We start from the raw sequence: 24,062 nt of genomic DNA on the forward strand, positions 1-24,062 counted from the left end.
CTCTCTCCTCCTAGTCCGCGACGCGCCGGACGGATACCGCCGTCACCGACGTCGTTGTCGCCTCCCCACTGTGAAGGCTGTCACAGCCGGTCGGGAAGCGGCACGCACAACTCCTAACACTCCCTTAGGACGAATGCGGCTCGCCGTCGGCGGCGGGCAGCCGCATCTGCACGCGCAGACCGCCCGCGGGCGCGGCCGTCACCTCGAATGCTCCCCCGGCCCGCTCGGTGAGGGCGCGAGCGATGGCCAGGCCCAGGCCGGTGCCGTGGCCGACCGTGTTGGCGGCCCGGAAGAATCGCGTCGACACCCGGGGCAGCTCGTGGGCGGGTACACCGCGGCCGTCATCGGACACCGTCAGCCTCACGTCGTGGCCGGCACGGGCGACGACGACCTCGGCGTGCGCCCCCGTTCCGGCGTACTTGGCGGTGTTGCTCAGCACGATGTCGAGGATCTGGGTGAGGTGCCGTTCGGACATGGCGACCCGGACACCACGCGGGGTGTCCGCGCGGACGGTCACCCCGGCATCGGCGCAGGCCGTCGCCCAGAAGTCGATCCGCTCGGCGGTCACCGCACCGACATCACAACCGATTGTCCCGTCGTCGGTGTCGGGGCGGCTCTCGGCGGTGGCGAGCGCGAGCAGGTCGTTGACGATGCCGGTCAGGCGGTCGACCTCCACGGTGGCCTTCTGATGGGCAGCGGCCGCGGACTCCGGCAGCGCCATACCCAGGGTGTCCAGGCGCATGCTCAACGCCGCCAGCGGGTTGCGCAGCGCATGCGCCGAATCGGCGACCAGCCGGCGCTGCGCGTCGGCCGCGGCGTCGACGTCACGGGCCATCGCGTCGAATGCGGCCGCGAGCCGACGCACCTCGTGCGGACCGCCATGGCGATCGGGGAGTCCCTCGTCGTCGACGTCGGGCGGGTCCGCCGGTACCCGGTCGCGCACCCGGCGGCGCAGCGACGCCGCCCGGGTCGCCAGCTCCGTCAGCGGCCGCACCGTCCAGCGCGACAGGGCGACCGCGATGGCCGACGCGAGAGCCAGCAGCGCGACGGCCCCGGCGCCGATCAGCGCCCATGCCCGGGTGATGTCGGCGCGGGCAGCCGCAGTGGACGCGGTGAGCACCACCGCGCCGTCGACCTGGGTGCCGGTGCCGACCGGGACCGCGACCAACACCTGCTGCGGAGACCACGGCGTGACGATGTCGGGGATGCGGCTGCGCTGGTTGCGCAGCGCCTCGGAGACGGCGTCGGCGGTGTCACCGGCGATGGCGTCGACGCCCGCGCCGGCGCGCGGCGACCCGTCGCGCCCGACGACGACCACCGGCTCACCGTAGAGGTCGTGGTAGCGGCCCAGCGCCTGCTGCAGTTCCGGGTTGAGCGAATCATTCTCGCGCGCAGCCAGATCGGCGAAGTAGGAGGCTGCGGCAAGGCGGTTCTCACCGAAGCGCTGCATCCGCTCGCGGCCCAGCGTGATCGCCAACGGCAGTGCCAGCCCGATGACCACGATCGCCGAATAGGCGACCAGTACCAGCAGGACACGCCGCCACATCTCACGAACTCCAGCGGTAGCCGTACCCGCGGATGGTCGCGATGGCCTCGGGCCGGCCGAGCTTGGCGCGCAGCGAGGTCATGTGCACATCGAGGCTGCGCGAGATCGCCACATAGGCGTCACCCCAGATGGCGTCCATCAACTCCTGCCGGCTGACGGCCTCCCCGCGACGGGCCACCAGATGCGCCAGCACCTCGAATTCCTTCGGCGCCAGCGGGATTTCCGCACCGGCGACCTCGACCCGGCGGGCACCCAGGTCCACCACGATGTCCCCGGACTCGACGATGTCGGGGTCGGGCTTCGATGCGGGCCCGCCCCGGCGCCGGGCGGCCACCTCGATGCGGGCCCGCAGTTCGCCCAGGCGCGCCGGTTTGACCACATAGTCGTCGGCGCCGGCACGCAGGGCGCGCACCACCGAACGTTCGTCGTCGCGGGCGGTCAGCACCACCACCGGGATCTGGCTGACGCCGCGCAACCGGCGCAGGATCGTCATACCGTCGTCATCGGGCAGGCCGAGATCGAGCAGGGCCAGGTCGACATCGCGGTGGCCGAGCAACAGATCTGCGCCCCGACGCATCCGCACCGGCGCGTGCCCGACCTGCGCCAGCGCATCGACCAGCGCCTCGCCGACGCCGTCGTCATCCTCCACCACCGCGATGCGCATCGGGACAAACCTACGACAGCCACGCAAGACCTCGTGCCGCCCGCCGCGGCGGCCACGTGACTAGACCGCGATCTGCCGGGACTCCCAGAGGCGGTCGATCTGAGCCTGTCCGTGCGCCAGGTTCTGCGCCGCGAGCTCGCGCAGGTCGGCCATCGCCGGATTCGTCTCGGCCATGGTGAGTTCGACGACCACGAAGCGCGGCACCAATCCCGTCAGGGACACACCGTGGGTCAGCCAGGTCTGGGCATGGTCCCAGCCTTCGCGGGGCGTACCTGGTCCATAACCGCCACCGCGGGTTTCGATCGCCACCAGATCGGTGTCCCCGAGCAGTCCGGCACCGGTGTCGGCATCGATCGACTGTCCCACGGCCACCAGGTGATCCACCCACGCCTTGACGGTGCTGGGCGGTCCGAAGTTGTACAGCGGCAGCCCGAGGATGACGGTGTCGGCCGCCTTGACCTCGTCGATCAATATCGTGCTGAGCGGTGCCGACGTGCTCGGGTCCAGGTGCGGCAACGGGTCGGCGAACAGGTCGCGGTAGGTCACCGTCCCGTCGGGGTGCGCGGCGCGCCAGCCCTCGACCGCGCGCGCGGTGAGTCGACGACTGACCGACTGCTCACCCTGAACCGACGAGTCGATGTGGAGAAGATGCGACATGACTAACCTTTCATAGATAGTTTGTGTATCACTAACTATCTATACGACACAGCGGTCCGTCAAATTCCCGTACGCTTACGCCGTGACCGACCAGCCACGCCACGAGTTGCTGCTGGGCCCCCTGCTGGATCTGGTGCTGCGACGATTACGCGGGGCTGCCGACGTCGAGGTCGCCAAGGTCGGCCTGCGGACGCGGCACCTCATCGCGCTGACCCTGCTGCGCGACTTCGGCGAGCAGAACCAATCGGATCTGGCCGATTCGCTGGGCATCGACCCGACCAACGTCGTGGCACTGCTCAACGACCTCGAATCCGCCGACCTGGTGCAACGCCGACGCTCACCGGCGGACCGGCGACGGCACACCGTGCTGCTGACCGAAGCGGGCGCCCAGCGACTCGCCGAGGCCGAGGCGGTGCTGGTGACCCTGGAACACCGGATGTTCGCCGGGTTGACGCAGACCGAACTGGCCGATCTACACGGCCTGCTGCAGCGGGCGGCGACGGTCACCGGTGGCCATCCCGACGCCGTCTGCCGAGTGGATGATGAAAGCTGCTAGGCCAGAACAGGTTTCGTCGGAGTGAACACCACCGGCATCGATTCCAGCCCACTGACGAAGTTGGCCGGACGCAACGGCAGCATGTCGGCATCGGCCAGCCGCAGATCGGGCAGCCGCGACAGCACCTTCTCGATCATGATCTTCAGCTCGAGGCGGGCCAGCTGATTGCCCATGCAGAAATGCGTGCCGAACCCGAAGGCGACGTGATTGTTCGGCGTGCGGTCGATCCGGAAGTTCTGCGGGTCACCGAACACCTCCTCGTCGAAGTTCGCGGACTCGAACATCAACATGATCTTCTCGTCCTTGCGCAGCGCCGTGCCGTAGAACTCGGTGTCCGCGGTCAGCGTGCGGCACATGTTCTTCACCGGCGAGGTCCAGCGCAGCATCTCTTCGATGGCGCCGGGCAGCTTGGTCGGATCGGCCGTCACGGCAGCCCACTGATCGGGGTGGCGCAGCAGTTGTTCGGTACCACCGGACAAGGTGTGCCGGGTGGTCTCGTCACCGCCGATGAGGATCAGCAGTGTCTCCATGACGATCTCGGCATCCTCCATCCGCTGGCCCTCGACCTCGGAGTTGACCAGAACCGAGAACAGGTCGTCGGTGGGGTCGGCGCGCCGCTTGGCGATCACGTCCATGGTGAAGGCGGTGTAGGCGGCAAAGGTGTCCATCAACAACTGGACGGTCTGCTCGTCGACGTGTGAGCTCAGCCCGCAGACCAGGTCGTCGGACCACTTGAGCAACAGCTCCCGCTCCTGGGGCAGCACGCCGAGCATGTCACCGATCACCGCCATCGGCAGCGGGGCGGCAATATCGCGGACGAAGTCGCACTCACCCTTCTCGCACACCGCGTCGATGAGGGTGTCGCACAGCGTGCCGATGGCGGGCAGCTTGTCCATCACCCGCTTGCGGGTGAAGCCGGCGTTGACGAGCTTGCGGCGCAACAGATGTGCCGGATCGTCCATATCGATCATGTACGGCATACCGGGTTGGTCCGGCCGGATCCCACCCGCGTTGGAGAACAACTCCGGGTTGCGCTCGGCGTCGAGCACCGCGGCGTGGCTGGCCGCGGCGGCCTGCCCGTTGCGATCCCGGAACACCGGCTCGTGCGCCCGCATCCAGCGGTACGCCTCGCGGGCGTGACCGTCGGCGTAGAACCGGCCATCGGCCAGGTCCACATCGGGACGCGCTTCGGTGACCGAACCCGTCAAAACCCCTGTCATGCAATCTCCTCGGCGTCGGCGAACATCATTTCCACATTTCTGGCGGAGCCGGAGAACATGGCGCGCTTGGGGAAGCCCAGGGCGGCCAGTTCCCGGCCGTAGGGGTGCTCACCGAGCCGTACCGTCGCCCCGCCGGGGCGATACCGCACACCGGACATCGTCATCTCCCCCGATGTCAGCCGGGTGACCCCGTCCAGATGCGAATAGGTCGGGTGGACCTGGGGTTTGCCGGTGAACGCCGGCGGGACCGGTAGGCCGGGCTTGAAATCCATCCCGACCGCGAACTGCCCGTCGATGTGGGTATCGAAGGAGTAGCTGTGACCGTCACGGATGGTGAAGTCGGCCAGCAGTTTCGGATATCCCCAGATCTGACGACCGGCTGCCATGGTGAACTCGCCGTCGACCGGCAGATGGTGGATGAAGGCGCCGGCCTCGCCGAGGGCCTTGAGTCCGGACGCAGTCGACCCTGGCGGGTTGACCATCACGTTGGTGCCGTACTCCAGGTACGGGCCGAGGTCGCCGTCGATGTAGCGCATCAGCATCAGCACCACCACGGCCTTGCCGGGCCGGTACCGGCACACGGTCAGGCCGCTGTAGTCGATCATGCGCTGGGCCGCGTCGGCGTCCACCGAGAACATGGCCATGTGTTGTTGCGCCGTGCGGATCCGCACCGGCATGGTCACGGTCTCGCCCGCGATCGTGTACTGCGATGTGGCGTGGGTCACGCGCCCAATCTAGGGCTCGGAGTAGACACCTGGCAAGGAAGTGTCTACTCGTCGCGTCGCGTCTTTCCGGCGAGCAGACCCGTATACCCCTGAAAGCCAGGCATTCCGGGGGTATACGAGTCTGCTCGGCGGCTAGACCAGAGCCGCGAGATCCTTGATCTGCTCGACCGACCGCGCGCCGACGACCATCATCGTCACGCCCGAGGCCTCCCAGGCCTTGATCTGCTCCTTGACGTAGTCGAGGTTGCCCACGATCGCCGAGTCGTCGACGAGCTCGTCCGGGATGATCTTGGCCGCTTCGTCTTTGCGATCGGAGCGGAACAGTTTGGTGACGTCGTCGACCACCTCGGCGTAGCCCATCCGGCGGTACACATCGGCGTGGAAGTTGGTGTCCTCGGCGCCCATGCCGCCCATGTAGAGCGCCAGGTGTGGCTTCATCAGCTCCATGATCGCCGGACGGTCATCGGTCACCACGACCTGGGCCGTCGCGCAGATCTCGAAGGTTTCCCGGGTGCGCCGGGCGCCGGGCCGGGCGAAGCCCTCGTCGAGCCACTCGTTGTACATGCCCGCGATGCGCGGCGAGTAGAAGATGGGCAGCCAGCCGTCGGCGATCTCGGCGGCCAGCGCGACGTTCTTGGGGCCCTCGGCGCCCAGCATCACCGGGATGTCGGCACGCAGCGGATGGGTGATCGGCTTGAGGTTTTTGCCCAGGCCGGTGGTGCCCTCCCCGGTCAGCGGCAACGGGTAGTGCGGGCCGTCGCTGCGCACCGGGGCCTCGCGCGCCCACACCTGGCGCAGGATGTCGATGTACTCCCGGGTGCGGGCCAGCGGCTTGGGGAACTTCGCGCCGTACCAGCCCTCGACGACCTGCGGACCCGACACGCCCAGGCCGACGATGTGCCGGCCGCCGGAGAGGTGGTCCAGGGTGAGCGCGGCCATCGCCAGTGCGGTGGGCGTGCGGGCGGACAGTTGCAGCACCGAGGTCCCCAGCCGCATCCGCGTGGTCTCCCGACCCCACCAGGCCAGCGGGGTGTAGGCATCCGAGCCCCAGGCCTCCGCGGTGAAGACGGTGTCGAAGTTCGCCTCCTCGGCGGCGGCGACGAGTTCCGCATGATTCTCCGGCGGCTGCGCGCCCCAGTAACCCAACTGCAGACCCAACTTCATAGCTTCTCCAGACCTGTCCTTGAAACCATTCTTAGAACCTGTTCTACTCGATGCCGTGACCACAGGCCAAAGCAGCCCGGTGCAGATCGACAAGCATGAGCGGCCCCTCTCGGCGCCGCTGAGGCTTTCATTCGACTACACCCGTTCAGTCGGACCGCTCCTGTCTCAGTTCTTCACCGCGCTCCGCGAGCGACGCATCGTCGGCGTACGCGGATCCGATGGTCGGGTCCTTGTCCCACCCGCTGAGTATGACCCCGTCACCTACGCGGCATTGACCGAGGTCGTACCCGTCAGCGCGGTGGGCACGGTGCAGTCCTGGACGTGGCAGTCCACCCCGCTGGAGGGCCAACCCCTGGACAAGCCGTTCGCCTGGGCGCTGATCCTGCTGGACGGCGCCGACACCCCGTTGCTGCACGCGGTCAGAGCGGATGAGGGCGGCATCAAGACCGGTGACCGGGTGCGTGTGCACTGGGTCGACGAGCCCGTCGGTGCCATCACCGATATCGCCTATTTCGTCCCGGGCGAGGACTCCGAGCCGGAGGGACAGCCCGACGATCGCGAGCCCGTCACCGTGCAGGTGACGCCGAGCTTCATCGAGATCCAGCACACCGCCTCGCTGCCGGAGACGACGTTCCTCAAGGCGCTGCAGGAGGGCAAGCTGCTGGGCGGGCGCACCAAGAACGGTCGCGACGGCCGGCCGGGCAAGGTGTACTTCCCGCCCAAGGAGGCCGACCCGGCCACCGGGCTGGAACTCGACGAGTTCATCGAGCTCGTCGACAAGGGCACCGTCACGACCTTCGCGGTGATCAACATCCCGTTCCCCGGTCAGCGGATCAAGCCGCCCTATGTCGCGGCCTATGTACTGCTCGACGGTGCCGACATCCCGTTCCTGCATCTGGTCACCGAGATCGACCCCGCCGACGTGCGGATGGGGATGCGCGTGCAGGCCGTGTGGAAGCCACGCGAGGAGTGGGGCCTGGGGATCGACAACATCGACTACTTCAAACCCACCGGTGAACCCGACGCCGAATACGACTCCTACAAGCACCATCTGTAAAGGGCCCGCCTGACATGACAGACATCGCAGTGGTGGGCTTCGCACACGCGCCCCACGTCCGCCGCACCGACGGCACCACCAACGGCGTCGAGATGCTGATGCCGTGCTTCCACCAGCTCTACTCCGAGCTCGGTCTCAAGCAGACCGATATCGGCTTCTGGTGCTCGGGTTCCTCGGATTATCTTGCCGGCCGGGCATTCTCGTTCATCTCCGCGATCGACTCGATCGGCGCCATCCCGCCGATCAACGAATCGCACGTCGAGATGGATGCGGCGTGGGCGCTGTACGAGGCCTACATCAAACTGCTCACCGGACAGGTCGAGACGGCACTGGTGTACGGCTTCGGCAAGTCCTCGGCGGGCACCCTGCGCCGGGTGCTGGCGCTGCAGACCGACCCGTACACCGTGGCTCCGCTGTGGCCGGACTCGGTGTCGATGGCCGGCCTGCAGGCCCGCGCCGGCCTGGACGCCGGGAAGTGGTCCGAGGAGCAGATGGCCCAGGTGGCGTTGGATTCCTTTGCCGCGGGCGGCCGCACCGACCGGCACGAGGTCACCGGCAGCGTGGCCGACCTGCTGGCACAGCCTTACTTCGCCGATCCGCTGCGCCGCCACGACATCGCCCCGATCACCGACGGTGCATCGGCGATCGTGCTCGCCGCCGGCGACAAGGCCCGCGAACTACGCGAGAACCCGGCCTGGATCACCGGTATCGAGCACCGCATCGAGACCCCGGTGCTGGGCGCCCGCGATCTGACCACGTCACCGTCCACGGCGGCCTCGGCGAAGGCGGCCACCGGAGGCGACACCGCGTCCATCGACATCGCCGAGATCTACGCGCCGTTCACCCATCAGCAGCTGATCCTGACCGAGGCGATCGGTCTCGGCTCGAACACGAGGGTCAACCCGTCCGGCGGCACGCTGGCGGCCAACCCGATGTTCTCGGCGGGTCTGGAGCGCATCGGCTTTGCCGCCCAACACATCTTCGACGGTTCTGCTCAGCGCGTGCTGGCGCACGCCACCAGCGGCCCTGCGCTGCAACAGAATCTGGTCGCCGTCCTGGAAGGGAAATAGTCATGGCGGGAAAGCTCGCAGCGGTTCTGGGAACCGGGCAGACGAAGTACGTCGCCAAGCGCCACGACGTGTCGATGAACGGCCTGGTGCGTGAGGCCATCGATCGCGCGCTGGCCGACGCCGGGTCGACCTTCGACGACATCGACGCCGTCGTGGTCGGCAAGGCGCCCGACTTCTTCGAGGGCGTGATGATGCCCGAGCTGTTCATGGCCGACGCAACCGGCGCGACGAACAAGCCGCTGATCCGGGTGCACACCGCAGGTTCGGTGGGTGGGTCGACCGCGATCGTGGCCGCCAGCCTGGTGCAGTCGGGCAAGTACAAGCGCGTGCTGACCATGGCCTGGGAGAAGCAGTCGGAATCGAATGCCATGTGGGCGTTGAGCATTCCGGTGCCGTTCACCAAGCCGGTCGGTGCCGGCGCAGGCGGTTACTTCGCCCCGCACATCCGCGCCTACATCCGCCGCTCCGGGGCCCCCAACCACATCGGTGCCATCGTGGCCGTCAAGGACCGCCTCAACGGGGCCAAGAACCCGTTGGCGCACCTGCACCAGCCCGATATCACCGTCGAGAAGGTGATGCAGTCCCCGATGCTGTGGGACCCGATCCGCTACGACGAGACCTGCCCGTCCTCCGACGGTGCCGCGGCGCTGGTGATCGGTGACGAAGAGGCGGCCGAAGCCCACCTGGCCGACGGCAATCCGGTCGCCTGGATCCACGCCACCGCCCTACGCACCGAACCGCTGGCCTACGCCGGCCGTGATCAGGTCAACCCGCAGGCCAGCCGGGACGCCGCGGCCGCGCTGTGGCGCGATGCCGGTATCACCAGCCCCATCGACGAGATCGACGCCGCCGAGGTGTACGTCCCGTTCTCCTGGTACGAGCCGATGTGGCTGGAGAGCCTGGGCTTCGCCCCCGAGGGTGAGGGTTGGAAGCTCACCGAGGCCGGTGAGACCGCCATCGGCGGACGGATCCCGTTCAACGCCTCCGGCGGGGTGCTCTCATCGAATCCGATCGGTGCCTCCGGCATGATCCGGTTCGCGGAGTCGGCCATCCAGGTGATGAACAAAGCCGGCGACCACCAGGTTCCGGGTGCCCGCAAGGCGCTCGGGCACGCCTACGGCGGCGGGGCGCAGTACTACTCCATGTGGGTGGTCGGAGCGGACAAGCCGGGCCGGTGACGGCACCTGTCTCCGAGGCGGGTCGACGGTCGCGGGAGGCGGCCGTCGCCCGCGACAAGGACGCCTGGCTGGCGCTGTTCGCCGACGACGCCATCGTCGAGGATCCGATCGGCCCGTCGCATTTCGACCCGGACGGCACCGGCCACCGCGGCAAAGAAGCGATTGCGGCGTTCTTCGACAAGGCGATCGCGCCGAGCCAACTGGAGTTCCACTTCGAGAAGACCTATGTGTGCGGTGACGAGGAGGCCAATGTCGGCCACATCGTGATCGTCGCCGGCGGCTACCGGGTGGTGGCCGAGGGCGTGTTCACCTACCGGGTGGACGCCGAGGGCAAGATTGCTGCGCTGCGCGCGTACTGGGAACTGGACAAGGCCGCGGCGAGCGCACAACCGGCGTGAGGCGGCCTATCGCGTAGGCTGGGAAGCGATTTCGTCGTCTACCGTCTTGAATTGATGTTGTCCCGATCACATTGTGCCACTGTTGCCGCCCTGCTCGCCGTCGGCCTCTCGGCCTGCGCACCCAGCCAGCCGGGTGCCCCGAGCAGTGCCGCGCCGACGCTGCCCGCCTTCACCACGACCAGCGCGACGCCCACCACCGGCGCGGCCGCCCAGCCGACCGACTACACACGGCTGCTGCTGACCGCCGCCGATCTCAGTGACACCGAGGACACCTTCACCGAACGGCACAAGGAAGCCTCACCCGGCGGCCTGCCGGGGGCGAGCGCCTTTTTCGTCAACGCCGAGGACACCCGCGCCATCAGCTCGACGATCCTGGTCTATGACAACCCGGATACCGCTGCGACCGCACTGAAGGAAGCGCAGGGCACGCTGGGCACCCGGGTGACCGGCACTCCCGTGCCGGCCGGCGTCGGCCCGGACAGCGTCATGGTCCGCGGCGCCGACCCGGACGAGGCCAAGGACATCACCGTGCTGATGTTCACCCAGGGTCGCGCGCTGGTGCGCCTGGAATTCCAGAGCGCCGGCGGCGACGCGACGACCGACGGATTCGTCACCACCATCGGCAAGATGCAGCAGATCGCGCTGCGGGCCGGTCTGGACGAGCAGACCTGAGTCAGAGCTCGGTCAGACCGGCCCGGTACCGCCGGGCCAGCTCCCGATAGGCCCCCGCACTCTTCTTCACCCAGTTCTCCGCCCCGGTCCCGGCCACCGGACCACGGATCTCCGCGGGCACCCCGGCGACCAGCACGTCGTCGGGGATGCGGGTGCCCGCGACCACCAGCGCGTGGGCGGCGACCAGGCATCCGCGCCCGATGACGACGGCGTCGAGCACCGTGGCGTGGTTGGCGACCACCGAGTCGGCACCGATGTGCGCCCCGTGCACGACGCACCCGTGGGCGATGGTGGCGCCGGGTCCGATATCCACCGGTATGCCGGGCGGGGCGTGCAGAACCGATCCGTCCTGCACGTTGGCACCGCTGCGGATGACGATCGGCGCATAGTCGCCGCGCAGCACCGCGTTGAACCACACCGAGGCACCGGCCTCGACCGTGACATCGCCGATCAGACTCGCGGTCGGCGCCACGAATGAATCCGGGTCGATCCGGGGTACCCGGCCGTCGAAGGAGTAATGCGGCATCGTCCACATATACCGTGCGGTACCCGCAGGTGACACGGTTTGCGTTGCGCAGGGGCGGGTCAAAACTGTAACGTGTTCTAGTTAGAGAGACCAGATACGGGAGGCCCACCGTGACGACCGAGACTGCCGGCATTCGCGAGATCGACACCGGCGACCTGCCTGACCGCTATGCGCGCGGTTGGCATTGCCTGGGACCGGTGAAGGACTACCTCGACGGCAAGCCGCACGGGGTGGAGATCTTCGGGACCATGCTGGTCGTCTTCGCCGACTCCGAGGGCAACCTGAGAGTCCTCGACGGCTACTGCCGGCACATGGGCGGCAACCTCGCCCAAGGCTCGATCAAGGGCGACACCGTGGCGTGCCCGTTCCATGACTGGCGCTGGGGTGGCGACGGCAAGTGCAAGCTGGTGCCCTACGCCAAGCGCACCCCCCGACTGGCCCGCACCCGCGCTTGGGAGACCGACGTGCGCGGGGGGTTGCTGTTCGTCTGGAACGACCCTGAGGGCAACCCGCCGCCACCGGAGGTCCGCATCCCGGAGATCCCCGAGGCCGCCGACGACGGGTGGACCGACTGGCGGTGGAACACGATGCTCATCGAGGGCTCCAACTGCCGCGAGATCATCGACAACGTCACCGACATGGCGCACTTCTTCTACATCCACTACGGGCTCCCGACGTACTTCAAGAACGTCTTCGAAGGACACATCGCCAGCCAGTACCTGCACAATGTCGGCCGTCCCGACGTCAACGACCTGGGCACGACCTACGGTGAGGCGCACCTGGACTCCGAGGCCTCCTACTTCGGCCCGTCGTTCATGATCAACTGGCTGCACAACAACTACGGCGGGTTCAAGGCCGAGTCGATCCTGATCAACTGCCACTACCCGGTCAGCCAGAACAGCTTCGTGCTGCAGTGGGGTGTCATCGTCGAGAAGCCCAAGGGACTCGACGAGAAGACCACCGACAAGCTGGCCAGGGTGTTCACCGAAGGGGTGTCCAAGGGCTTCCTGCAGGACGTCGAGATCTGGAAGCACAAGACCCGCATCGACAATCCGCTGCTGGTCGAAGAGGACGGCGCGGTTTACCAGATGCGTCGCTGGTACCAGCAGTTCTACGTCGACGTCGCCGATGTGACCCCCGACATGACCGACCGCTTCGAGATGGAGGTCGACACCACCATCGCCAACGAGAAGTGGCATGTCGAGGTGGAGGAAAACCTCAAGCTGCAGCAGGATGCCGCCGAACGCGACGCCGCCGAACAGGGTGAGCCGCACAAAGAGCCGGCGCAGCCGAGCTGATGACCGCCAGCGACGAGCGGACCGGGACGCCGGAGGGCGGTCGAGCTGTCGACCCCGCCGACGTCGACGGTCTGGCCCGCTCGATGCTGCTCCTGCACGGCGGACACGACGACGAGGATGACCACGATCACCCGGCTCCGCGATCGGGTGCCGGAAACTGGTCCAAGGCACCGGATTTCAGATCTGACCCCGCCCGGGCCGCAGCCGTGCACGAGGCCACCGAGCGGGACAAGCAGCGCTACCTGACCTCCGGGCTGGCCTCGGTGGACTGCCGGTTCTGCCATGCCACGGTGCAGGTGAAGAAGTTGGGCGCCGAGCACACCTCGGTGCAGTGGAACTCGACGGCGGCCAAGCGTTGCGCGGTGTTCGAGGAGATCCGGGCCGCCGGAGGTGATCCGGCCCGGGCACGATCCTGTCACCGGCTCACCGACAGCATCAAGCATGCCATCGCCGAGGGCTGTCTGGAGGAGTTCTCCAGCGCGCCCTCCCCCGGCGACGGCTGACTTCCTTTGCGATTTCGGTGAGGATACGTGCGCTGTGCGCACGTATCCTCACCGAAATCACAGGCCCGCGAACCGCTCCCGCACCTGCTCGTCGGTCAGCCCGTAGTCGCTCAGTGAATACGTGTGCTTGGGTGCGCGGGGGCCCTTCTTGCTTTCCTCGTGGCTCTCGGTGATGGCGTGACGCGCGTCATCGGTGAACTCGATGCCGAACGTGCGGTAGATCCCCTCGACCGCACCCACCGGATCCTTGATGAACTCGAAGTAGTCGACATCGCAGAACTGCGCCGGGTCGTGCCTGACCCGTTCGGCATTGAACAGTTCCAGCCCACGGGACCAGGTCTCCAGGGAGTCCTCACCGATCACCTTGCCGGAGAAGCTGTTCGACCATCCCTCGGTGGTGTGCTGGGCCAGCGAGCACATCGACGCCATGATGGTCTCGGCCGGCCGGTGACACTGCACCACCAGCGCGTCCGGATAGGTGGCGAACAGCGCGTCCAAGGCGAACAGGTGGCTGGGGTTCTTGAGCACCCACCGCTTCTCCGGCTCGTTCAGCCCGATCAACTGCAGGTTCTTGCGATGCCGCTGGTAGGACTTCGTCCAGTCCTGCTGGGCCAGCCACCGTGAATAGGTGGGGATGTGCGCCAACGTCTCATACGACACCGAGTGCAGTGACTGTCGCAGCAGCTGCCAGCATTCCTCGACCTCATCGGCGGTCATGTAGTGCAGGCCGGTGTAGTCCGGGTTCTCCTCGTGCGCCTTGGTGAACTGCGCGTCGAGTTGGGCGAAGATGGGGTTCTCCGACCAGGTTTCACGTGGCGGACGCGGCTGCGGGAACTCGGCCAGCCACAGTTCCAGGCCCTGGTGCCGCGGGTCGGCGGTCAGCAGCCGGTGGATGACGGTGGTCCCGGTGCGCGGCAGGCCGGTGACGAAGATCGGCCGCTCGATGGGCACGTCGGCGTGTTGCGGGTACTGCTTGAACGCCGCCTCGGATACCAGGCGGGCCACCAGCGCATTCCTGACGAAGAAGCGTTGCATCTTGCTGCCGAACTCGGTTAAGTCGGCATCGCGCTGGTAGGCGTCCAGCAATACTGCCAGCGCCTCTTTGTAGTTGTCGCTGTCATCGCCGAAATCGTCCAGTCCGCAGGCCTTCACGGCCGACGCGTGCAGGTCGTCGACGGTGCCGACGTTCGTGCGCGGTCTCATGGCTCGACTCCCACTCGCTCCGGTCCTCGCTCGTACCTCACTGCGATCCTCACTCGCGCTCGTCCTCGCGCCATCAGAACTTGTACTCTCCGCAGTTGACATCCAGCGTCTGCCCGGTGATACCGCTGGACAGATCGCTGGCCATGAACAGGATCGCCGAAGCCACCTCATCCTCGGTCGGCAGCTTCTTCAGGTCGCTGTTGGCGGCGGCCGCCTTGTAGATCTCCTCGACCGTGGTGCCGTACTTGCTGGCCTGGTGCTCGAAGTACCCCTGCAGCGTGCCACCCCAGATATAGCCCGGCAGCACCGAATTCACCCGGATGCCGGACTCTCCGAGTTCGCTGGCCAGTGACTGCGACATCGCCAGCAGCGCCGACTTGGCCAGCTTGTAGGCACCCTGCTTGGGATCGGAGTGCCGCACCACCATGGAGTTGACGTTGACCACCGATCCATTGGCCTCGGCCAGCGCCGGGGTGAAGCCCTGGATCAGGCGCAGCGCGCCCAGTACGGTGAGTTCCACCGTCTCCCGGATGTGTTCGAAGCTCGTCTTCGCGAACGGCTTCATCGACGGCACCCGGAAAGCGTTGTTGATCAACACATCGACCTTGCCGAACTCAGCCAGTGAGGTCGACACCAGATTGGCCACCTGCGCCTCGTCGGTGATGTCGGTACCCACCGCGAGTGCCTTGCGTCCCAGCGCGGTCACCTGGCCGGCGACGTCATGCAACCGTTCCACGGTGCGGGCCGCCAGGACCAGGTCGGCCCCCTCCTCGGCACATCGGCGCGCCAGCGTGGTGCCCAGCGCCGGGCCCACACCGCTGATGACCACAGTCTTACCCTGCAACAGACTCGCCATAATCAGCCCACCATCCTTTCGCCGATCAGTCTCTGGCGCAGCGCGATCCGCGCCCGCCAGTCGTCATCCGAGATCTTGTTCGATTCGTGGTAGGGCAACGCCGCCGGCACCGCGTCCAGGTCGACGATCTCCATCGTCGGGCCGTCGGCCTCGGTGAGTTCCCGCGAGACCCGCTGCCAGCGGAACTGCAGGTACCCCTTGCCGTGGCCGAGCGTCTCGCACCAGTTCGTCACACCCGGATTGCCCTCGGAGACCACGATGCGGATCTTGCCGTCCGGATCGGCCTGTGCCTGAGTGCCGTTCAGCGAGGTCTGGTGATTGATGTAATCCAGCGAGATGTACCACAGGCTGCCCAGCTGGAACCCGAGGTACGGCGCGTCGGTCACCGGAAGGGTGATGACGATTGCCTGCTCTGGGGTGATGTCGTAATGACCGACCGAGGAGTACTGGGTGGCCAGGCCGCCCGGAGTGAGCCGCGGCGCGGTCAGTGTGTTCACCGGCAGGTTGTCGTAGAACCACTTCGGGAACTGCAGCCACGTCTTAACCCGTTGCACGAGTTGCTTTCCGGCGACCGAGTAGCGCTTCTCGATGAGCCCCTTGGTCAGCGGCTCCGGCGCGGTGCCCGCGGTGTCGGTGCGGGCGATGGCGAATGTGCCGCGCTGGGCGGACCAGTCATTGTAGACCTCGCGGATGACCAGCTGCGCGGGCTTGTCCGGGGTGAAGCGCCATTCGAAGGTGCCGTCGGGCGCGATATCCAGCTTGCGGTCGTCGAATGCGGTCTCACTGTCGGGCACCACCTCATCGGTGTACTCGCCGCCGATGAGTTGGAAGCTGACGTCGGTGGTGGTGCCGCGACGGCCGGTCACGACGTATTCATGGCCCGGTTGCACGCGGGTGCCGAAATACATGGTGTCCGGGTTGTCCAGCCCCATCTTGGTGAACGGGCCGGTGCCGCTGTGCAGGAACGGGTGGTCGCGGTCGTAGTCGAAGGCCACGTGCGTGCACGCCGCGATGCACCCGGCCAGGTACTGCAGGCCTTCGAGCAGGTCGGCTTCGGACTCGATGAACGGGGCTTCGGCGACGAGGCGCTCGGCCTCGGCGATGGCATCGGCCAACGGCTGGGCATACATCCGGCGGATCACCTTTCGTTCCAATATTGGACCGTCGTGGTAGAGTTTCCGACCTGAGACTAGAACGCGTTCTAGTGGGGCGTCAACGGGTGGTCGTAGGTCATATGGGAGGTGCCGTGCCGGACGAGACCACCGGGCGGGCATCCCCGCCCACCGAACGGGTCATCGCGCTGCTGAACTTCCTTTCCGCGCACCCGCACGACCGGTTCGGACTGTCCGAGCTGGCCCGCCGGGTCGACCTGAGCAAGCCGACCTGCCTGGGTATCCTCACCAGCCTCACCGAAGCCGGTTACCTGGTGCGCGACTCCGGCGCGGGAGTCCGGGACAAGACCTACCGGCTGGGGCCGACGTTGATCACGCTGGGACACACCGCCCAGGAGTCGCTGCGGGTCAGTCCAGCCGCTCGTGACGAACTGCGAAAGCTCTGTGAGACATACGGGGTCACCGCCGCCTTGTCCGGCGTGGTCGACGATCGCATCACGCTGCTGGAGCTCGTCGCACCACCGAACACGCCGGCGGCCGTGCGGGTCGGACAGAGCTACCCCTTCGCACCGCCGGTCGGCCTGATGTTCGTGCTCTGGGATGAGCGCGCCGTGCGGGACTGGCTGGCCAAGGAGCCGACCATCCCGCTGCGCACCGACACCGACCGGTTCGAGCGGGTGATCACGGCCTGCCGCGCCGCGGGATACCTGGTCGAGCGACTCACCCCCGGCGGCCGACGGCTCTACGCCCTGATGGCCGGCATGTCGAACACGCTGCCCGATGAATTGCGGGCACTGCTGGGCGAACTGGTCTCCGATATCGGTGAGCGGGTCTATCTGCCGGGCACCGATGGACCCGACACCCGCCACGACATCAGCGTCATCGCCGCGCCGGTGTTCGACCACCATCGACGCCAGGTCATGGTGGTCACACTACAGATCGGTGGTGCGCTCACCGATGACGAGATCGGTACGCGCGCAGCCGGACTGATCAGTACCGCCGACGCGCTGACCGCACAGCTGGGCGGTTCGAAACCGATGTGATCACTCGTCGTCGGCGAGTGCGTTCGCAGGACCGTGCCCGCGGACGTGCTCAGCTGACCGCCGCCAACGCGAACGGCAGCACGTCGACCGCTCCGGACCCCCGGACGGCCAGCCCCGCCATCGTCATGGTCCATCCGGTGTCGGTCATATCGTCGACCAGCAGCACGGTCTCCCCTGCCACGCCGGTCGGTTGCTCCCAGGCATCGCGCAGCGCGGCGACCCGATAGGCCGAGTTGGCCGCGGTCACCGGGCGGTGCTGCGGCGAATATTGCAACACACCAAGGTCTTTCAACCGGCCCACCTCGGCCAGCCGGGCCGCCACACTGCGGATCAACTTCGGATGCCGGTGCGAGTCCATGGCCAGCACCGCGGTCGGACGCTGCGCCCAGTCCCACGCCTTGAGCACTTCGACGGCCGCGGCGATCACCGCGTCGGGCGCCTCGGCATCGGGTTCGTCGAGCAGCGTGCGCAGCCGGGCGCCCCAGCCCAGGTCGGTCAGCCGGCCGATCACCCGACCGGCCGCCGGCCCGTCGGTGATCCGACCCGACAGCTCCACCCCGATCCGGCCCATGCCGGTGGGCCACTGCTTACGCGGCGCGATCTCGACACCAGGGCGCATCAGCGCAGCCCTGGTCGCCTCCGCTGCCTCGGTATCGACCTCGGACCGGTAGCGCGGACCGGCGCAGTTGTCGCACCGCCCGCACGGCTGCGGCCCGAGTTCCGGATCGTCGAGTTGCTTGCGCAGGAACACCATCCGGCATTCGGTGGTGCGCTGATAGTCGAGCATGGCCTGCTGTTCACGCTTGCGCGCCTCGTCCAGGCGCGCATAGCGCGGCTCGTCGTAGGACCACGGCTGCCCGGTACCGATCCAGCCGCCCTTGACCCGGCGTACCGCACCGTCGACGTCGAGGACCTTCAGCACCATCTCCAACCGCGACCGGTTCAGATCCACCAGCGGTTCCAACGCCGCGGTGGACAGCGGACGGTCGGGCTCGAGTGCGTCGATCACGTTGCGCACCATGGGTTCCGAGGGGAATGCCACCGATGCGAAGTAGCGCCACACATCGGCATCCTCACGGCCGGGAAGCAGGATCACCTCGGCGCTGGCGGTGGCGCGGCCGGCGCGGCCGACCTGTTGGTAGTAGGCGATCGGCGAGGACGGCGCACCCAGATGCACGACGAACCCCAGGTCGGGCTTGTCGAAGCCCATGCCCAGCGCCGAGGTGGCGATCAACGCCTTGACCCGGTTGTCCAGCAGATCGGCTTCCAGCTGTTCGCGCTCGGACGCCTCGGTGCCACCGGTGTAGGCGGCCACGGTGTGGCCCTGCTCGCGCAGCAGCGTGGCGATATCGTGCGCCTGGGCCACCGTCAACGTGTACACGATTCCCGATCCCGGCAGCGATCCCAGATGTGTTCCCAACCATGCCGCACGCTGGGCGGGTCCACCGGCCTGCACCACCGACAGCCGCAGGGATTCGCGGTCCAGGCCGCCGCGCAGTACCAGTGCGTCATCGGAACCACCGACACCCAACTGCGTCGCGACGTCGGCGACCACCCGGTCATTGGCGGTGGCCGTGGTGGCCAGCACCGGGATGTCGGCGCCCAGCTCGGCGATCAGGGTGCGGATGCGCCGGTAGTCGGGCCGGAAGTCATGCCCCCAGTCCGATACGCAATGCGCCTCATCGACCACCACCAGCCCGGCGTCGGCGGCCAGCGCCGGCAGTACGGCGTCGCGGAAGTCGGGATTGTTCAGCCGTTCCGGACTGACCAGCAGCACGTCGAGTTCCCCGGCGCGGACGCGACGGTGCACGTCCTCCCACTCGGTGACATTGCTGGAGTTGATGGTGGCGGCCTGCACACCGGCGCGGCGGGCGGCCTCGACCTGGTTGCGCATCAGCGCCAGCAGCGGCGAGACGATCACGGTGGGTCCGCGGCCGGCCGCCCGCAACAGCTTGGCGGCGATGAAGTACACCGCCGACTTCCCCCAGCCCGTGCGCTGCACCACCAGGGCGCGCCTGCGGTGCACCACCAGTGCCTCGATGGCGGTCCACTGGTCATCGCGCAGCACGGCGTGCGGCCCGGCCAGTTGTTCCAGGATCGCCTGTGCGTCGGTGCGGGTGGTCATCGGTCCATCGTGCCAACCGGGTACGACGTCCCGGTTCAGCGGACCCGGGCGATGACGTCCAGTTCGACACCGCGGGCCACCGCGAGGTGCACCGGGTGCCGCGCGGCCCCGCGGTGCAGATCGACCGGGCCGTGCGGCGAATCCCACCCCCAGTCCTCGAAGGCCCGCCGGGCATCGGCGACCGTCGGCACCGAGGTCGTGGCGATACCGGCGAGCAGGTGCACACCGGAGTAGGTCGTCTCGGCCATCGTGCCGGGCTGTGGCGCCGCCGACTCCCCGATAGGCCCGGCCCCGTTCACCAGGTCGAAGGCCCGGGCGAACCCCGCACTGAACTCCGCGGCAGCGGCCGAGGCCAGGCCCGCGAACCAGCCGGCTGAGATGAACAGATTGCCGGTCGCCGCGCTCCCGCTGGCCAGCACCACCGTCTCGTCGGTGAAGGGACTGAACCGCGTGACGGTGGCATCCAGACCCGCCGTGGCGAAGGCACGGTTGAAGCGCACCGCGTCGGATCCCACCAGCAGCGTGATCACCCCGTCCGGGTCGGCGGCGGTGATATCGGCCAGCACGCGATCCCAGGCCCGTTCGTCGTCGACGCCCAGCGGCAAGAACCGCTCGCCCAGGATCGCGATGTCGGAACCCTCCAGCCCGGCGCGGGTGGCCTTGGCCGAACCCCGTGGCCAGACGTAGTCGTTGCCGACGATGAACCACCGGCGCAACCGCAGTTCGGTGCGCAGCCACCGCAGTGAGGCGATGATCTGGTCGCCGGGAACCTCCCCGCTGCACAACACGCCGTCACTGCGTTCGCCGCCCTCATAGGCGGCCGCGTACACGTATGGAACGCGCCCACCGACCTCGCGGGCGATCGCCTGCCGGGCATTGGACAGATGCCATCCGGTCACCGCGTCGACGGCGCCGCTGTCCACCAGATCCCGGACGGTCGCAGCCACCGCGGCAGGGTCTCCGCCGGCGTCGACATGCACGAACTGCACCGAGCGGCCCGCCACCCCGCCCGCCGCATCGATCTCGGCGGCGGCCAGCTCCGCCGCCGCGTGGCATTCCAGCCCGAAGATCCCCGCCGGCCCACGGCGCGGCAGCACCAGGGCGACGCGGAAGTCCGAGCGGGAGCGCCGCCGTGGTTCCGTCCGACCGGCCGGATCTGTCATGCTGTGCATTCCCGATCGAGAAGGCATGCCATGGACGACCTCGTCGAGGCCCTCGCGTTGCTCCGACGCGCCGCCGTCGTCGCCGACGGAATCGACGCCGCGCTCGCGGGGACCGACCTGACCGTGGATCGCTGGCGCGGCCTGCACGTCATCCACCACAATCCCGGATACTCGATGTCCGACATCGTCGAGGCACTGGCAGTGCCGTCCACCTCGGCCACCCGTATCGTCGACGGGCTGGTCGAACTCGGCGCCGTCTATCGCACCGCGTCGACGCAGGATCGTCGCCGAACCGTGCTGCGCTCGTCCTCGCATGGTGCCGAACTCCTCCGAACCGCGGAGTCAGCAATCAGCGCAATGGATTTCCTTCTGCGAAAGTGACTCCACGCCAATCTAGGACGTGCGTGTTGCGTCATTGTAAATCCGTTTTGCGCAGCAGAGGGGACGATCGGCCACACGCGTGACAACGGTGTGAATTTTCGCCGCACCGACGCCGCGATCGGGCGATTGCCCTTGACGCCCGGCGCCCGCGGTGTAGGTTCGACTTTATTCCCAAATGGGAACAAATCGGACGACAGGCGGAGGGTTCCGTGCCACGCTATCGCTATCGCTGCCCGGTCGACGGTGTATTCGACCTACATTTCACCATGGGCAGTGCGCCCGCCTCCGCGAGTTGCGAAAGCTGTTGCGCGACAAGCTCACGCGTGTACTCACTGGGGGCAATGCTGACCTCGGACCCCGTCGGGGCGCGCGTCCTGGACCTGCACGAGCAGTCGCGGTCCGCCCCGGCCGTGGTGCGCCGGAGCAGCGGCATGCCCGATCCAGCGGCTCGCCGCTACGCCGACCCCCGCCACCGCCTGCTGCCCAGACCATAGGAATCGTTGCCCCAGAACGTATCCGATACACGAGGAGCTCGCATGCCCGATCTGATCTTTCCCGTTGACCAGAGCAAGCCGTTCCGTGAGCAGCAGCTCGTCGGCCACAACCGCTGGCACCCCGACATCCCTGCCGTCGCCACGGTGAAGTCGGGAGACAGTTTCCGGGTCGAGTCCAAGGAGTGGTTCGACGGCACCATCGTCAACTCCGACGACGCGAACGACATCCGCGACTGCGACCTGTCGATGGTGCATCAGCTCTCCGGCCCGTTCGCCGTCGAAGGTGCCCAGCCCGGTGACCTGCTGATCGTCGACATCCTCGACGTCGGACCGGTACCCCAGCAGGCCGGGCCGGTCGCCGGCCAGGGGTGGGGTTACACCGGGATCTTCGCCAAGGAGAACGGCGGCGGTTTCCTCACCGAGTGGTTCCCGCAGGCGTACAAGGCGATCTGGGACTTCACCGGCCAGAAGGCAACCAGCAGGCACGTCCCCGGTGTCGAGTTCACCGGACTCATCCACCCCGGTCTGATGGGTACCGCCCCGAGCGCCGATCTGCTGGCCGACTGGAACCGGCGGGAAGCCCAGCTGATCGCCACCGACCCGGACCGGGTACCTCCGCTGGCGCTGCCGCCGCAACCGTCCAACGCGGTGCTGGGCAGCCTCACCGGGGCTGACTACGAGCGGGTCGCCGCCGAGGCCGCGCGGACCGCACCGCCCCGGGAGAACGGCGGCAACCAGGACATCAAGAACCTGTCCAAGGGCAGCCGGATCTTCTACCCGGTGTTCGTCGACGGCGCGAACCTGTCCCTGGGTGACCTGCATTTCTCTCAGGGCGACGGTGAGATCACCTTCTGCGGCGCCATCGAGATGGGCGGCTACATCGATTTGCGCGTCGAGGTCATCAAGGGCGGTATGCAGACATACGGCGTGACCACCAACCCGATCTTCATGCCCGGCATCGTCGAACCGCGCTACTCGGAGTTCCTCACCTTCGTCGGATTCTCGGTCGACCAGAACGGCACCCAGCATTTCCTGGACAGCACGCTGGCCTACCAGAATGCCTGCCTCAACGCCATCGAGTACCTGTCCAAGTTCGGCTGGACGCGTGAGCAGGCCTACCTGATCCTCGGGGCGGCTCCGGTCGAGGGCCGACTATCCGGTGTGGTCGATGTGCCGAATTCCTGTGCCACGCTGTATGTTCCGACAGCCATCTTCGACATCGACGTCCGACCGTCCAGTACCCCACCGCAGCCCGTCGACCGCGGACAGTGCGCGGTGAGCAGCTGATGCCGGCGCCGACCGACGCCGAGTACTTCGACCTCGGGGACTTCACCCTGCAGAGCGGACACACCCTGCGCAACGCCACGCTGGCCTACAAGACATTCGGCACGCTGGCCGCCGACAAGTCCAACGTGATCGTCTACCCCACCTGGTATTCGGGCTGGCACACCGACAACGAATGGCTGATCGGCCCCGGCCGCGCGCTGGACCCGGCCGACAAGTTCATCATCATTCCCAACATGCTCGGCAACGGACTGTCCTCGTCGCCGTCGAACACCCCCGCCCCGTATGACGGCCCGCGCTTTCCGGCGGTCACGTTCTACGACCAGGTGGAGGCGCAGTACCGCCTGGTCACCGAGAAGTTCGGCATCACCTCGATCGCCCTTGTCACCGGATGGTCGATGGGCGCCGGGCAGACCTACCAGTGGGCCGTGAGCCACCCCGAGATGGTGCAGCGGGCGGCACCGTTCTGCGGATCCAGCATCACCGCGCCACACAACAAGGTGTTCCTGGAGTCCTTGGTCGCCGCGCTGACCGCCGATGCCGCTTTCGCCGGGGGCGACTACCGCCCGGACACACCGCCGATCAAGGGATTACGGGCCTTCGCCCGGGTCTACTCGGGCTGGGGATACTCGCAGGCGTTCTACTGGGAGGAGACCTGGCGCGAACTCGGCTACACCTCGTTCGACGACTTCCTCTACGGATTCTGGGAGGGCTTCTTCCGCGACGGACGCGATCCGAACAACCTGATCGCGATGATCGGCACCTGGCACAGCGGGAATGTCGGCAACACACCGGGTTTCGGCGGTGATGTGAAGAAGGCGCTGGCCTCGATCAAATGTCCGCTGCTGGCCATGCCGGCCGAGAAGGATCTGTACTTCCCGCCCGAGGACGAGCTGTGGGCCACCGAGTTCATCCCGGGCGGTCAGGTCAGGGTCATCCCGGGAATCTGGGGACACTTCGCCGGGGGCGGAGCGAACGCCGTCGACACCGACTTCATCGACGCCGGATTACAGGAACTGCTGGCCGCACCCGGTTACACGCCGGGCTGAGTCCGACCTGCCCTGCGGGCGGCCGCGCGCGTTACGCTAATGCGCGCGGCCGGCCCCGGTTCAGGCGTTCTGCGTCTCTTGTTCGCGTTTGATTTCCAGTGCGATGTCGATGAGTTGG

General features: G+C 67.6%; 24 protein-coding genes. 12 read left to right on the forward strand and 12 right to left on the reverse strand.

The genetic code is table 11. From position 1 onward, the window contains the following. Nucleotides 1–124: 124 nt before the first annotated feature. Genes BST17_RS15510 through BST17_RS15520 form a run of 3 tightly spaced genes read right to left on the reverse strand, consistent with a single transcriptional unit; the run spans nt 125 to nt 2,867 of the window. A complete protein-coding gene (locus tag BST17_RS15510) occupies nt 125–1,546 on the reverse strand; it encodes a sensor histidine kinase (protein WP_083059552.1) in 1,422 nt (473 codons plus the stop codon). A gap of 1 nt (nt 1,547) precedes the next feature. Beyond that, nucleotides 1,548–2,210, reverse strand: a complete 663-nt coding sequence (locus tag BST17_RS15515) for a response regulator transcription factor (protein ID WP_083059553.1) — start codon at nt 2,208–2,210, stop codon at nt 1,548–1,550. 60 nt (nt 2,211–2,270) lie between these two features. Beyond that, a complete protein-coding gene (locus BST17_RS15520; protein ID WP_083059555.1) occupies nt 2,271–2,867 on the reverse strand; it encodes an FMN-dependent NADH-azoreductase in 597 nt (198 codons plus the stop codon). Between the two features lie 82 nt (nt 2,868–2,949). Between BST17_RS15520 and BST17_RS15525 the strand changes: the two genes are divergently transcribed. Continuing rightward, entirely contained in the window at nt 2,950–3,423 is a 474-nt protein-coding gene (locus tag BST17_RS15525; RefSeq protein WP_234807692.1) for a MarR family winged helix-turn-helix transcriptional regulator, read from the forward strand. Here the strand turns inward: BST17_RS15525 and BST17_RS15530 are convergent. The 3 genes from BST17_RS15530 to BST17_RS15540 form a co-directional block, all read right to left on the reverse strand. Continuing rightward, entirely contained in the window at nt 3,420–4,643 is a 1,224-nt protein-coding gene (locus BST17_RS15530) for a cytochrome P450 (protein WP_083059556.1), read from the reverse strand. The genes BST17_RS15525 and BST17_RS15530 overlap by 4 nt on opposite strands. Continuing rightward, nucleotides 4,640–5,320, reverse strand: a complete 681-nt coding sequence (locus BST17_RS15535) for an acetoacetate decarboxylase family protein (protein WP_083059614.1) — start codon at nt 5,318–5,320, stop codon at nt 4,640–4,642. The genes BST17_RS15530 and BST17_RS15535 overlap by 4 nt, the downstream gene beginning before the upstream one ends. Nucleotides 5,321–5,500: 180 nt before the next feature. Then, nucleotides 5,501–6,532 (reverse strand): LLM class F420-dependent oxidoreductase, encoded by a 1,032-nt coding sequence (locus BST17_RS15540; protein ID WP_083059558.1) that lies wholly within the window; start codon nt 6,530–6,532, stop codon nt 5,501–5,503. A 55-nt stretch (nt 6,533–6,587) separates the two neighbouring features. Here BST17_RS15540 and BST17_RS15545 point away from each other — a divergent pair, with 55 nt between their 5' ends. From BST17_RS15545 to BST17_RS15565, 5 genes are read left to right on the forward strand one after another with little or no spacing between them, the layout of a single operon-like run. Beyond that, the gene (locus tag BST17_RS15545) at nt 6,588–7,589 is read left to right on the forward strand and encodes a Zn-ribbon domain-containing OB-fold protein (protein ID WP_083059560.1); all 1,002 of its coding nucleotides are present in this window, start codon (nt 6,588–6,590) and stop codon (nt 7,587–7,589) included. 14 nt (nt 7,590–7,603) lie between these two features. Next, nucleotides 7,604–8,659: a thiolase family protein gene (locus BST17_RS15550; RefSeq protein ID WP_083059562.1), complete on the forward strand. Its 1,056-nt coding sequence runs from the start codon at nt 7,604–7,606 to the stop codon at nt 8,657–8,659. Nucleotides 8,660–8,661: 2 nt separating this feature from the next. Continuing rightward, nucleotides 8,662–9,837 carry a thiolase family protein gene (locus BST17_RS15555; protein WP_083059563.1) on the forward strand — a complete coding sequence of 392 codons (1,176 nt, stop codon included), beginning with the start codon at nt 8,662–8,664 and terminating at the stop codon, nt 9,835–9,837. Beyond that, nucleotides 9,834–10,235 carry a nuclear transport factor 2 family protein gene (locus BST17_RS15560; RefSeq protein WP_083059565.1) on the forward strand — a complete coding sequence of 134 codons (402 nt, stop codon included), beginning with the start codon at nt 9,834–9,836 and terminating at the stop codon, nt 10,233–10,235. The genes BST17_RS15555 and BST17_RS15560 overlap by 4 nt, the downstream gene beginning before the upstream one ends. A gap of 54 nt (nt 10,236–10,289) precedes the next feature. Further along, nucleotides 10,290–10,907 carry a hypothetical protein gene (locus BST17_RS15565; RefSeq protein ID WP_234807693.1) on the forward strand — a complete coding sequence of 206 codons (618 nt, stop codon included), beginning with the start codon at nt 10,290–10,292 and terminating at the stop codon, nt 10,905–10,907. A gap of 1 nt (nt 10,908) precedes the next feature. Here BST17_RS15565 and BST17_RS15570 read toward each other — a convergent pair whose 3' ends face one another. Continuing rightward, the gene (locus BST17_RS15570; RefSeq protein ID WP_083059566.1) at nt 10,909–11,433 is read right to left on the reverse strand and encodes a gamma carbonic anhydrase family protein; all 525 of its coding nucleotides are present in this window, start codon (nt 11,431–11,433) and stop codon (nt 10,909–10,911) included. 110 nt (nt 11,434–11,543) lie between these two features. Between BST17_RS15570 and BST17_RS15575 the strand changes: the two genes are divergently transcribed. Together BST17_RS15575 and BST17_RS15580 are read left to right on the forward strand one after the other, a co-directional pair. Further along, a complete protein-coding gene (locus BST17_RS15575) occupies nt 11,544–12,731 on the forward strand; it encodes a 3-ketosteroid-9-alpha-monooxygenase, oxygenase component (RefSeq protein ID WP_083059568.1) in 1,188 nt (395 codons plus the stop codon). After that, nucleotides 12,731–13,234 (forward strand): hypothetical protein, encoded by a 504-nt coding sequence (locus tag BST17_RS15580; RefSeq protein ID WP_083059569.1) that lies wholly within the window; start codon nt 12,731–12,733, stop codon nt 13,232–13,234. Before BST17_RS15575 ends, BST17_RS15580 begins: the two co-directional genes overlap by 1 nt. A gap of 57 nt (nt 13,235–13,291) precedes the next feature. On the opposite strand, the gene BST17_RS15585 is transcribed toward BST17_RS15580, so the two are convergent. From BST17_RS15585 to BST17_RS15595, 3 genes are all read right to left on the reverse strand, one after another. Continuing rightward, nucleotides 13,292–14,437, reverse strand: a complete 1,146-nt coding sequence (locus BST17_RS15585) for a sulfotransferase family protein (RefSeq protein ID WP_083059571.1) — start codon at nt 14,435–14,437, stop codon at nt 13,292–13,294. Between the two features lie 73 nt (nt 14,438–14,510). Further along, entirely contained in the window at nt 14,511–15,293 is a 783-nt protein-coding gene (locus BST17_RS15590) for an SDR family oxidoreductase (RefSeq protein WP_083059572.1), read from the reverse strand. Nucleotides 15,294–15,295: 2 nt separating this feature from the next. Continuing rightward, a complete protein-coding gene (locus tag BST17_RS15595; RefSeq protein ID WP_083059574.1) occupies nt 15,296–16,423 on the reverse strand; it encodes a hypothetical protein in 1,128 nt (375 codons plus the stop codon). 104 nt (nt 16,424–16,527) lie between these two features. Between BST17_RS15595 and BST17_RS15600 the strand changes: the two genes are divergently transcribed. Beyond that, nucleotides 16,528–17,448 (forward strand): IclR family transcriptional regulator, encoded by a 921-nt coding sequence (locus BST17_RS15600; RefSeq protein WP_083059575.1) that lies wholly within the window; start codon nt 16,528–16,530, stop codon nt 17,446–17,448. A gap of 49 nt (nt 17,449–17,497) precedes the next feature. Here the strand turns inward: BST17_RS15600 and BST17_RS15605 are convergent, their stop codons facing one another. Further along, nucleotides 17,498–19,573, reverse strand: a complete 2,076-nt coding sequence (locus tag BST17_RS15605; protein ID WP_083059577.1) for a RecQ family ATP-dependent DNA helicase — start codon at nt 19,571–19,573, stop codon at nt 17,498–17,500. Between the two features lie 35 nt (nt 19,574–19,608). Then, entirely contained in the window at nt 19,609–20,736 is a 1,128-nt protein-coding gene (locus tag BST17_RS15610; RefSeq protein WP_083059617.1) for a substrate-binding domain-containing protein, read from the reverse strand. A gap of 30 nt (nt 20,737–20,766) precedes the next feature. On the opposite strand from BST17_RS15610, the gene BST17_RS15615 reads away from it, so the two are divergent. The 3 genes from BST17_RS15615 (at nt 20,767) to BST17_RS15625 (ending at nt 23,944) form a co-directional block, all read left to right on the forward strand. After that, nucleotides 20,767–21,117 carry a MarR family transcriptional regulator gene (locus BST17_RS15615; protein ID WP_083059578.1) on the forward strand — a complete coding sequence of 117 codons (351 nt, stop codon included), beginning with the start codon at nt 20,767–20,769 and terminating at the stop codon, nt 21,115–21,117. A gap of 536 nt (nt 21,118–21,653) precedes the next feature. After that, the gene (gene fmdA, locus BST17_RS15620; RefSeq protein ID WP_083059580.1) at nt 21,654–22,898 is read left to right on the forward strand and encodes a formamidase; all 1,245 of its coding nucleotides are present in this window, start codon (nt 21,654–21,656) and stop codon (nt 22,896–22,898) included. After that, complete coding sequence (locus BST17_RS15625) at nt 22,898–23,944, forward strand: alpha/beta fold hydrolase (protein ID WP_083059581.1); 1,047 nt, start codon at nt 22,898–22,900, stop codon at nt 23,942–23,944. Before fmdA ends, BST17_RS15625 begins: the two co-directional genes overlap by 1 nt. The last annotated feature ends 118 nt before the right edge of the window (nt 23,945–24,062 follow it).

The sequence above is a fragment of the Mycolicibacterium bacteremicum genome, assembly GCF_002086115.1.
GTDB lineage: Bacteria > Actinomycetota > Actinomycetes > Mycobacteriales > Mycobacteriaceae > Mycobacterium > Mycobacterium bacteremicum.

Excerpts from the sequence above, each read along its gene's own strand:
- BST17_RS15510 (WP_083059552.1), bottom strand. The coding sequence starts at position 1,546 with ATGTGGCGGCGTGTCCTGCTGGTACTGGTCGCCTATTCGGCGATCGTG.
- BST17_RS15515 (WP_083059553.1), bottom strand. The coding sequence starts at position 2,210 with ATGCGCATCGCGGTGGTGGAGGATGACGACGGCGTCGGCGAGGCGCTG.
- BST17_RS15520 (WP_083059555.1), bottom strand. The coding sequence starts at position 2,867 with ATGTCGCATCTTCTCCACATCGACTCGTCGGTTCAGGGTGAGCAGTCG.
- BST17_RS15530 (WP_083059556.1), bottom strand. The coding sequence starts at position 4,643 with ATGACAGGGGTTTTGACGGGTTCGGTCACCGAAGCGCGTCCCGATGTG.
- BST17_RS15535 (WP_083059614.1), bottom strand. The coding sequence starts at position 5,320 with ATGCCGGTGCGGATCCGCACGGCGCAACAACACATGGCCATGTTCTCG.
- BST17_RS15540 (WP_083059558.1), bottom strand. The coding sequence starts at position 6,532 with ATGAAGTTGGGTCTGCAGTTGGGTTACTGGGGCGCGCAGCCGCCGGAG.
- BST17_RS15550 (WP_083059562.1), top strand. The coding sequence starts at position 7,604 with ATGACAGACATCGCAGTGGTGGGCTTCGCACACGCGCCCCACGTCCGC.
- BST17_RS15555 (WP_083059563.1), top strand. The coding sequence starts at position 8,662 with ATGGCGGGAAAGCTCGCAGCGGTTCTGGGAACCGGGCAGACGAAGTAC.
- BST17_RS15565 (WP_234807693.1), top strand. The coding sequence starts at position 10,290 with ATGTTGTCCCGATCACATTGTGCCACTGTTGCCGCCCTGCTCGCCGTC.
- BST17_RS15570 (WP_083059566.1), bottom strand. The coding sequence starts at position 11,433 with ATGCCGCATTACTCCTTCGACGGCCGGGTACCCCGGATCGACCCGGAT.
- BST17_RS15580 (WP_083059569.1), top strand. The coding sequence starts at position 12,731 with ATGACCGCCAGCGACGAGCGGACCGGGACGCCGGAGGGCGGTCGAGCT.
- BST17_RS15585 (WP_083059571.1), bottom strand. The coding sequence starts at position 14,437 with ATGAGACCGCGCACGAACGTCGGCACCGTCGACGACCTGCACGCGTCG.
- BST17_RS15590 (WP_083059572.1), bottom strand. The coding sequence starts at position 15,293 with ATGGCGAGTCTGTTGCAGGGTAAGACTGTGGTCATCAGCGGTGTGGGC.
- BST17_RS15595 (WP_083059574.1), bottom strand. The coding sequence starts at position 16,423 with ATGTATGCCCAGCCGTTGGCCGATGCCATCGCCGAGGCCGAGCGCCTC.
- BST17_RS15600 (WP_083059575.1), top strand. The coding sequence starts at position 16,528 with ATGGGAGGTGCCGTGCCGGACGAGACCACCGGGCGGGCATCCCCGCCC.
- BST17_RS15605 (WP_083059577.1), bottom strand. The coding sequence starts at position 19,573 with ATGACCACCCGCACCGACGCACAGGCGATCCTGGAACAACTGGCCGGG.
- BST17_RS15610 (WP_083059617.1), bottom strand. The coding sequence starts at position 20,736 with ATGACAGATCCGGCCGGTCGGACGGAACCACGGCGGCGCTCCCGCTCG.
- BST17_RS15615 (WP_083059578.1), top strand. The coding sequence starts at position 20,767 with ATGGACGACCTCGTCGAGGCCCTCGCGTTGCTCCGACGCGCCGCCGTC.
- fmdA (WP_083059580.1), top strand. The coding sequence starts at position 21,654 with ATGCCCGATCTGATCTTTCCCGTTGACCAGAGCAAGCCGTTCCGTGAG.
- BST17_RS15625 (WP_083059581.1), top strand. The coding sequence starts at position 22,898 with ATGCCGGCGCCGACCGACGCCGAGTACTTCGACCTCGGGGACTTCACC.